Genomic DNA, 10092 nt, shown 5'->3' on the forward strand with positions numbered 1-10092 from the left:
AAAGGTGCTATATAAGCCATATTTGCATTGGCTCATGTCTAGCGTTGCTTACTGACATTGGAAACGTAAAATACAACCGATAGGGAGGTGGTATTGCTAAAAATTGGTGCATCTATAGTGGTTGTTTGTGCTATTTTGGTGCAGGTAATGGCTTGTGAGAAAGCCAAGCACAGTTAACATAGGCTTGAGCCTTGATGAATAGTGTTGAGTGTTCTAATTAGGAGTAAGTTGGCATAAGGATTGTATGCATAGGATGATATTGTCATTTTTATGAATTGTTATAGCACTGGGTCTATATGATCGCTCTAATGATCGACCTCTCCGTAATACGATGGTGTATGATATTTGACGTTCAACATGGCCTAACGAGTAGATGAGTATATAAAATGAGCTGGGCTTCCTCTTTAGCTTTAGATTTTGACAGCATAAAAAGTAGGCATGTTGCCCAAGATACTGCTGCAACTGCGCCTAAAACGCGGCTATATCGTCGTAAGCATACGGGCGCATTGATGGTACAGCGACCGTTATACCCTGAGCCGTGCATGCAGCAAGGTATTTGTCATATATTGATGTTGTATCCTCCAGCCGGTATCGCCGGTGGTGATACGCTGAATATTGACTTGCGTTTGGATGATGGTAGCCATACGGTTATCACCACACCAGGGGCGGGTAAATGGTATGGCAAAGACAGTATCAGCAAAAAAAATAAAGTTGCAGCCGATCAATCAATCATCGTCGAAAATAGGGCAGTCGACGTGGATATAACCACAGATAACAATGCTACTACACAGCATATGGCTGAACATGCCAGTCAACAGGTACAGGCCAGTTTAGACACAAATACTCGCTTAGAGTGGTTACCACAAGAGAGTATTGTTTATAACGAAGCCAATATGCATGCGACGAGTCGCTTTGATTTAACAGACTCATCTAGCTTACTAACGTGGGAGATTAGCGTGTTTGGGCGGCAAGCTTATGATGAGCAGTTTTTGCAAGGACATTACCATACTGGGCTGAATATTTACCGTAAAGGGCGAGTTATCGTGGCAGAACGAGTGGCTCAATCAGCCCAAAGTCGCTGGTTTACTTCGCATCTAGGACTGGCAGGTCAGCATGTTTATGGGTCGTTTTGGGCGGTACCGAGCTTAAAAGATATCTATGAGAATCCAATCACACAGACATCAAAATCAGAAAAATCAACAGCGACCACACAAGCTGCAGCTAAACAGGCGTTAACCCATTACCTAGACAGCACAGTATTGGCATTACGTCAGGCAATCGCTGAATTTGAGTTGCCTGTCTACTGCACTCATAACTATCAAGCAGTCAATATCCGTTATATTGGCTCGGATGTACGTGGCTGTTTTGAGGCTTTTTATCAGTTAAGAGAAGTGTTGCGTGAGCACTGGTGGCAGCTTGAGTTGTGTCGACCCAGAATTTGGGACACCTGATCTTTTGTTATGTACTTATTATTAGATGCTGTTTGTTAAGTACTATTTATTAAGTACTGTTTGACGTGGTATGAAATTAATATGATATTAATATGATGTGAAAAAGCCACCATCGCTGTTTTGATTAAGGCACTCAAGTTTTGAAGTACGTACTCTGCGACACAGAATATTATAAATACAATAAGGAAACCTCATGCATCTGACTCCGACAGAAAAAGACAAACTCATGCTATTCACGGCCGGTATGGTGGCTGAACGCCGGAAGAACCGTGGTGTTAAGCTGAACTATCCAGAAGCCATCGCTTATATCAGCATGCTACTCATGGAAGGGGCGCGAGATGGTAAAAGAGTCGCTGAGTTGATGAGTGAGGGCGCTACCTATCTGTCTGCTGATGATGTGATGGAGGGTGTGGCAGAGATGGTGGATGAAGTGCAAATCGAGGCAACATTTCCTGATGGCACCAAGCTGGTGACGGTACATAACCCCATCGTATAGCACTGTATCTTACCGAAATGATAATTATAAAATAAGGCGGCTCTCATGCAAGCAGGTGAATATAATATTCAAGATGGCGATATTACGTTGAACCAAGGACGAAAGGTGCAAAGTATCAGCGTCGCCAATACAGGCGATCGACCTATCCAAATTGGCTCGCATTATCACTTTTATGAAGTTAATGACGCTTTGGATTTTGAACGTGAGCGGACGCGTGGTTATCGCTTGAATATTATCTCTGGTACGGCAGTACGCTTTGAGCCTGGACAATCACGAGAAGTGGAGCTGGTGGCCTTTGCTGGTAAGCAGGAAGTATATGGCTTCGCTGGTCGAGTAATGGGTGCAGCTAACTCGGACGCAGCATCGAATAATACAGATAATGAGCGCCCTACAGCGACATCACAAAAGAAAGTGAGTCGGCATATTTATGCTGAGCATTTTGGCCCGACAACAGGCGATAAGGTTCGTTTAGCGGATACAGAGCTTTGGTTGCAAGTTGAGGCTGATTTGACCAGTTATCAGGATGCTGATCCAGTAGGTGCATTACAGGGTAGTGAGCGCTCTAATAAATCTACTGAGATAAAAGGCGAAGAAGTTAAGTTTGGTGGTGGTAAAGTCATTCGTGATGGCATGGGACAAGGGCAATTATTAGGTGCTGACGTCGCGGATACGGTGATTACCAATGCATTGGTCATGGATTATACCGGTATTTATAAAGCAGATGTGGGCATCAAAGACGGTCGTATTAGCGGTATTGGCAAAGCGGGTAACCCTGATATTCAGCCTGGCATTGATATTGCGATTGGTGGTGCGACCGAAATAATCGCTGGTGAAGGAAAAATCCTAACAGCAGGCGGGATTGATAGCCATATTCATTTCATTGCACCGCAGCAGTGCGAGACAGCGCTGATGTCAGGGGTCACTACGATGCTTGGCGGTGGTACAGGGCCTGCACAAGGTACGCTGGCGACTACCTGTACACCAGGTGCTTATCACATCGGCTCGATGCTCAAATCTACTGACAGTATTCCTATGAATATTGGGTTACTAGGTAAAGGTAACGTGAGCGTGCCAGAGCCGATAGCCGAGCAAATCGAAGCTGGTGCTGTGGGGCTAAAGCTGCATGAAGATTGGGGTACTACGCCGCAAGCCATCGATAACTGCTTGAGCGTCGCTGACAACTACGATGTGCAAGTAGCGATTCATACGGATACCTTAAATGAAAGTGGTTATCTAGAAAGCACGCTAGGCGCTTTTAAAAACCGCTGTATTCATACCTTTCATACCGAAGGTGCAGGCGGTGGGCACGCCCCTGATATTCTCAAAGCCATTGGTGAGTCGCATGTATTGCCGTCCTCTACCAATCCAACCAGACCATATACCGTCAATACCATTGACGAGCATCTCGATATGCTGATGGTCTGCCATCATCTAAGCCCTGCCATCGCTGAAGACGTGGCGTTTGCAGAAAGCCGTATCCGCCAAGAAACCATCGCCGCTGAAGACATCCTGCATGATTTGGGCGCGATTTCGATGATGAGTAGTGATTCTCAAGCCATGGGCCGAGTAGGTGAAGTGGTCATTCGCACGTGGCAGACCGCGCACAAAATGAAAGTCCAACGCGGTCATCTCGCTCCAGATGCGACGGCAACCACGGAATATGAGAAACAGTACATCACACTGACAGACTATGATCAAAGCGCGGATAACGATAATTTTCGCATCAAGCGTTATATCGCAAAATACACCATAAATCCTGCCATTACCCATGGTATAAGCGATATGGTCGGTTCTATCGAAGTGGGGAAGTGGGCGGATCTAGTATTATGGTCTCCTAAGTTTTTTGGGGTAAAACCCGAGTGCATCATCAAAGGCGGGCTCATCGCTGCTGTTCCGATGGGTGATATCAATGCCTCTATCCCAACACCTCAGCCAGTACATTATCGTCCTATGTTTGCCGCGTATCCAAAATCTATTGCCCAAACTAGCATTACCTTTATGTCGCAAGCGGCTATCGATAAGCAAGTAGATAAGCACCTTGGCTTGACCAAAGTCATTCAGCCAGTACATGGTATCCGTCAAATCCGTAAAAGTGATATGCGCTTTAACAGCTATTGCCCTGAGATGGATATCAACCCTGAGACTTATGAAGTACGCGCTGATGGTGAGCTATTAACTTGTGAGCCTGCCGATGTATTACCCATGGCGCAGCGTTACTTTTTGTTTTAAGTGTTCCTTTATTTGAAGAGCTCTGTTCTTCCAAGCGCCTTGTTCTTCCAAGTACTTTGTTATCCTAAGCATTTTGTGATGCTGATTTTTTAGTGTTTTATGTCCTAACAGTTTGAGCCACAACAGCCAGAGTATAATAATGATGAAGATATTCAATACCCGTTTAAGTGATTTGAGTGACATGCAACAAGCTCAATTAGCAAAGCAGCAGCAAACTGATGACTATCTACTGCTAGACTTTGATACTCGTCAGCATTCTCGTTTTAAGGCCGCTACTGTGTCAGGTGAGAGCGTCGGCGTTGATTTACCGCGGACAGGCACACTCAAAGGTAATGATGTCTTGATTGATGAAGCCGGCGAGTTGATCCAAGTCATCGCTAAACCTCAGGCAGTCACTAAAGTCACCGCTGATGATGTTTTCACCTTAATGAAAGGGGCTTATCATCTAGGCAATCGACATGTGCCACTAATGTTTGACCACAGTGTTGACGCTGGTGACGCAGGCTATGCGTTGTATTTTGAAAACGACCATGTACTGGCGCAAATGTTAGAGCGTCTTGGATTGCAGGTTGCAGAGGCATCAGTACCGTTTGAGCCTGAAACAGGGGCTTATCAATCAGGGCACGGGCATTCGCACAGTCATTCTCATACACATTCAAATAGTGACTTAGATGGTCATGAACATAACCATGAACACGGTCATTCACATAGTCATACGCATGGCACGTCAAATAGCCACGAACATGTAGGTCATTAATGATGGATACGGTTAGGTTTGGTAGTCAACGCAATCACAATCGTCAGCTTGGACAAGTGCTTATGCTGGCATCGAGTAACTTACCTATCGGCAGCTATACGTATTCACAAGGGGTGGAAGCGGCGATTGAGTCAGGTGTGATTCATGATGAACAAAGTACGCTCGAATTCATGCAAGACTATTTGCAGCTTGCTATCTTGGATTACGAGTTACCGATATTAGCATTGATCATGCAAGCCCTTGATAAAGGGCATGAAGCCCTAGCGGCAGCCCTCGCGCAAGACTACCATGCGAGCTTAGAGAGTAAAGAGTTTGTGCTTGAGTCTCAGCAATTGGCACAAGCAATGGTGTCTTGGCTTAATGAAGTGCTGGGCCTAGGTATACCTGCTGAAATACCTGACAATGGTTACTTACCACTTTTTGCTCATATTGCTCAGCATTGGGAATTACCGATAGCTCAATCAATGACAACTTATGGGTTTGCTCAATTAGAAAATATGGTATTGGCAGCGGTAAAGACAGTGCCACTAGGGCAAATGGCAGGACAACGCGTTCTTTGGCAATTACAAAATGATCTGGCGGCGCAGGTTGATGCTGCTAGTGATAACATACAGCGCGTCTTTGATGATGTGATGGCGTCACCAGACAGTATTGATTATCTAGATTTAGAGATAGTCCAAGTTCAGGATATTGTTGAAGATCAAGATGTTGAACAGTTGTGCCAAGAGCTCTATGAGTTACTCAATATATCTAACAACTTACCCAATTTGGCGACTCTCTCAAGTATGCACGAAGAGCAGTACAGTCGATTGTTCCGCTCATAGCTCTATGCTTAGATATGTTCAGTTAGGTCTGTCCAAATTGGTCTGTCTACTTGGATCTACTTACATTGCTCCGATTTTATAATAATTCTATATCAACCGTTTAAGGAACACATTATGTCTTTGACCCCGCTACAACCAAAAACTTCGCAAGGTACCAGTCCTACTAATGTATCGACATCTGGTTTATCTTGCTTACGCCTCGGTATTGGTGGTCCTGTTGGTAGCGGCAAGACGGCATTGACCTTGCGCCTATGCCAAAACATGCGTGATACCGTCAACATGGCAGTAGTGACCAATGATATTTATACCAAAGAAGATTCAGAGTTTTTGACTCGTAATGATGCCATGCCTGCTGAGCGCATTCGCGGTGTAGAAACCGGCGGCTGCCCGCATACTGCTATCCGTGAAGATGCCTCTATCAACCTGACAGCGATTGCTGAGCTGCAAGCGACTTTTGAAGGATTGGAGATGATTATCATTGAATCAGGTGGCGATAATTTGGCGGCGACATTTAGCCCAGAGCTATCAGATTTGACGTTATACGTTATCGATGTGTCGGCAGGTGATAAGATACCTCGCAAAGGTGGACCTGGTATTACTAAGTCTGATTTATTGATTATTAATAAAACGGATCTCGCACCAATGGTAGGTGCATCACTAGAAGTTATGGCGCGTGATGCCAAAAAGATGCGCGGCGACAAACCTTTTATCTTTAGCAATATGAAAACAGGTGAAGGGCTAAATGAGATTATTGCCTTTATCAAAGAGCAGGGCATGCTTGCTTAGTCAGTAGGAGTAGCAGACGAGCTGATATCATTCGACTATAAATAATAAGGAAAAATCACATGATAAAAAGTATAGAAAAATCTAATTTTTCACAAGCTCTATCCTCTCGTAACATAGTGGCTGGCTCCACGGTGATGATGACAGCATTAATATTACCTTCACTAGCACAGGCACACTCAGGTCATATTCATTCAACCACTGCGCATACGTCATCGCTGTTAGGGACTTTGCAAGCGGGGCTGATGCACCCGATAACTGGTTTTGACCATTTGTTTTTGGCAGTTGGCATGGGTATGTTGTTTTATGGACTGAAAAAGACTCGTCTAGGGTTAATGTCATTGGCAGCAGGGTTGTCGTTGGGTGCGATATTGGGTGCGATATTGGGTACGGCTGGCGTTCTGATTGGTGGTATTGCATTTTCCACGTCATCTGGGTGGGTTGAGATGGCTATCTCATTGTCGGTAGTTATACTGGCTATGGTCTTGATGAGTCATAAAAGTAGACAAGAAGCATTTTCTACGCAAACAAGTAAGGCAACTACGCCAAACATTCAGCAGCTGTCGTTGTTTGGCTTTGGTGGTCTAGCTGTCTTTCATGGATTGGCGCATGCAATGGAGATGCCAGCAAATGCTGGTGTGAGTGGTCAGCTAGGGTTTTATGCCGGAATGTTGGTCACGATGCTAGCACTGTACGCAGTTGGTACACTGATTAGTCAGCAGCTACAGCAGCGATTGGGTAGTAGCTTATGGGTACAGCGCGGTCTAGTGTTGCTAGGATTGAGTGCCGTATTTGCACCTGTGTTGGTTTAAGCGTTTTTGGCGCTACAAATAAGGTGTCTGTAGACTCGATAGTTATGATTGACATTAGCTATCGAGCCCTATAAAAAATGCGCCCCTGATCAAAAGATCAGGGGCGCATTTTGGTTTTGATAACCGACTATAGCCTATCTAAAAAGACAGCTTGTCGTATCAATTACATGCCTTGCTGCTGTTGTTGCTGAGCGGCTAGCAAGTCTTGGTAGCTAACTTCTTTGTCAGTTACTTTGCCTTGACCGATCAGATAGTCAACGACTTGGTCTTCTAGTACGACAGACTCAATGTTCGCGCGCTGCTGCTTATCATTGGTGTAGTACTCGATGACTTCAGCTGGATCTTCGTAGTTTTCAGCGGCTTCTTTGATGAAGGTTTCAACACGCTCTTGATCTACTTCTAGGCCTTTAGTATCGATAACACGGGCAACGATGATGCCAAGACGGGCAGCACGTAGCGCTTGCTCTTCAAATAGCTCATTTGGTAGCATGTCTTTATCGAAGCTGTCAGCGTTAGCGCCGAACTGCTGAGAAAAACGTTGCATCATCATGTTGCGTTGACGCTCGATTTCTTGCTCTAGCATAGCGTTTGGCACGTCAAACTCGTTCTTTTCTAGCAATGCGTCAAATGTTGCTTGCTTAACTTGGCTACGCGCAGCGTTTTTGATTTCGCGTTCCATGTTTTTGCGTACGTCTTCTTTCAACTTCTCAACGCCGCCTTCTTTTACGCCGAATAGTTCTAGGAACTCTTCATTGATTTCAGGTAGCTTAGATCTTTCAACTAATTTCACGTTGATTTTGAACTGGGCTTCTTTACCCGCTAAGTTTTCAGCTTGGTAGTCTTCTGGGAAAGTTACGTCGATGATTTTTTCTTCGCCAGCTTTCATGCCTTTGATACCAGCTTCAAAACCAGGAATCATTTGGTTGCTACCGATGACCAGTTTGAAGTCTTCAGCTGATCCGCCTTCGAATTTTTCGCCGTCGATTGAACCTTCAAAGTCGAAAGTGACTTGGTTGTCTTTCGCAGCCATGCCCTTTTTCTCAACGAATTCTTCACGTTGCTTTTGTAGGTTTTCGATCATAGTGTCAACGTCTTCTTCACTAACTTGTGCAGTGTGACGCTCAACTTCAATCTCATCGATACCTTGTACGTCAACTTCTGGGAAGATTTCAACAGTGGCTTGATATACCAAGAAATCATCTTCAAGTTTTACGTCGTCGATGTTAGGCATGCCAACAGCGCGGATGTCTTCAGATTTAATCGCTTCAAATACAGTATCGCGGATCACATCGTTGATAACTTCTTGTTGAATGCCAGCACCGTACTGAGAGCGGATGTGTGACATAGGGACGTTACCTTTACGGAAACCGTCAATCTTGGCAGTTTTCGCAACTTGGCGAATACGGCCTTCAACTTTGTTTTGAATTTTTTCAACGGGTACTTTAACCGTGAGCTGGGTTTCTTTATTAGATAGCTTGTTGGTTGTGACTTGTAAATCTGTAGCCATGTTCATTACACCTTTAGGATTAAATAGTACTTAGAGTTAAACAGTACTTGGAGTTAAATGGTAATAGACAACTGCGCCTCAAAATATGGCTGAGGATACAATTGCCGTTGGAATAAATAGGGGATAGTGGTAGTCAACAGCTTTACAATGAGTGATTATAGCAATCGCCTTTAGCACTCAACGGGACTGACATATAAAACTGTTTATCTTAGTAAATGCTACCAATTATCAATAATAAACCGTTAATGCAGCGCATAATAACGCTTATTGGTGAATTATACAGCCAAATAACGGATTTCAACAAAATTTTAAAAGTAGAACAGTATAATCTATCTGATTATTAAAGTAAAAATTATCTGTTTTGCTACTCGTTCACTTAAAATTTACTATGTCATCTGTTTCGCTTTAGGTACTATTTATATGTTTATGCGAGTTATACATTTATGCTGAGGCATGCTAGATATAAACGAGAGCGAATATGACAAAAACAGGTTATAAAGGCAACTGTGCTAATAGCTGCTGGATTGCCTGACCACGATGACTGATGCTATTTTTATCAGCAGCGCTCAGACTGGCCGCACTGGCTTGCAAATCAGGTAACCAAAATAATGGGTCGTATCCGAAGCCGCCGTCACCATATAGAGAATCCAAGATTTCGCCATGCCATAGACCTTGAGCGATGATCGGTAATGGGTCATCGGCATGGCGAACCATTGCCAGTACGCATACAAACATACCTTTGATCGGAGTATTTGGCTTCGCTGTACGGATAGGCTGTAAGCCAGCGATGAGCTTAGCATTGTTTTTACTATCGTTACCGTGTTCACCAGCATAGCGAGCAGAGTAGATGCCCGGTGCGTTACCGAGTACAGGCACACACAATCCTGAATCATCGGCAATGGCAGGTAATCCGCTGAGACGGCTGGCATGTCTTGCTTTAATAATGGCGTTTTCGACGAAGCTTAGTCCGTCCTCGATTGCATCTTCGATATCGAGTTGACCTTGTGGAATGATCGTCACGTCTAGATTTGCTTCAGCAAACAGTCTTTTGAACTCAGCCAACTTGCCTTTATTATTACTGGCGAGTACCCATTGGGCAGCTAGGTTTTGATTGGTGCTATTTTCGCTGGTACTGTTTTCTTTAGTGCTGATAGTAGAGTGAGAGAATGTATCTTTCATAATGTTTATCCGATTGGTAGTGTGAACAAATCAACGATACTAATAAAAAATTAG

Annotated in this window: 9 protein-coding genes; 7 read left to right on the plus strand and 2 right to left on the minus strand. The window is 44.3% G+C overall.

Annotated elements, in window-relative coordinates; genetic code table 11:
• Positions 1-386: 386 nt before the first annotated feature.
• The 7 genes from ACT3RN_RS12345 (at position 387) to ACT3RN_RS12375 (ending at position 7352) form a co-directional block, all read left to right on the plus strand.
• Complete coding sequence (locus ACT3RN_RS12345; protein ID WP_192520110.1) at positions 387-1451, plus strand: urease accessory protein UreD; 1065 nt, start codon at positions 387-389, stop codon at positions 1449-1451.
• 193 nt (positions 1452-1644) lie between these two features.
• Positions 1645-1947, plus strand: coding sequence for an urease subunit gamma (ureA, locus tag ACT3RN_RS12350; RefSeq protein WP_057761815.1), 303 nt, complete (start codon positions 1645-1647; stop codon positions 1945-1947).
• A 45-nt stretch (positions 1948-1992) separates the two neighbouring features.
• Positions 1993-4176 (plus strand): urease subunit alpha, encoded by a 2184-nt coding sequence (gene ureC / locus ACT3RN_RS12355; protein ID WP_192520111.1) that lies wholly within the window; start codon positions 1993-1995, stop codon positions 4174-4176.
• Between the two features lie 142 nt (positions 4177-4318).
• Positions 4319-4933, plus strand: a complete 615-nt coding sequence (gene ureE, locus ACT3RN_RS12360; protein ID WP_192520117.1) for an urease accessory protein UreE — start codon at positions 4319-4321, stop codon at positions 4931-4933.
• A gap of 2 nt (positions 4934-4935) precedes the next feature.
• Positions 4936-5757 carry an urease accessory protein UreF gene (locus ACT3RN_RS12365; RefSeq protein WP_192520112.1) on the plus strand — a complete coding sequence of 274 codons (822 nt, stop codon included), beginning with the start codon at positions 4936-4938 and terminating at the stop codon, positions 5755-5757.
• A gap of 114 nt (positions 5758-5871) precedes the next feature.
• Complete coding sequence (gene ureG / locus ACT3RN_RS12370; RefSeq protein WP_192520113.1) at positions 5872-6543, plus strand: urease accessory protein UreG; 672 nt, start codon at positions 5872-5874, stop codon at positions 6541-6543.
• A gap of 59 nt (positions 6544-6602) precedes the next feature.
• Entirely contained in the window at positions 6603-7352 is a 750-nt protein-coding gene (locus ACT3RN_RS12375) for a HupE/UreJ family protein (protein ID WP_192520114.1), read from the plus strand.
• Positions 7353-7515: 163 nt separating this feature from the next.
• Here ACT3RN_RS12375 and tig read toward each other — a convergent pair whose 3' ends face one another.
• A complete protein-coding gene (gene tig / locus ACT3RN_RS12380; protein WP_192520115.1) occupies positions 7516-8859 on the minus strand; it encodes a trigger factor in 1344 nt (447 codons plus the stop codon).
• A 492-nt stretch (positions 8860-9351) separates the two neighbouring features.
• Positions 9352-10038, minus strand: coding sequence for an RdgB/HAM1 family non-canonical purine NTP pyrophosphatase (rdgB, locus tag ACT3RN_RS12385; protein ID WP_225739254.1), 687 nt, complete (start codon positions 10036-10038; stop codon positions 9352-9354).
• Positions 10039-10092: the final 54 nt, after the last annotated feature.

It is taken from the genome of Psychrobacter sp. AOP5-GZ1-6 (genome assembly GCF_052376345.1).
Classification (GTDB): domain Bacteria; phylum Pseudomonadota; class Gammaproteobacteria; order Pseudomonadales; family Moraxellaceae; genus Psychrobacter.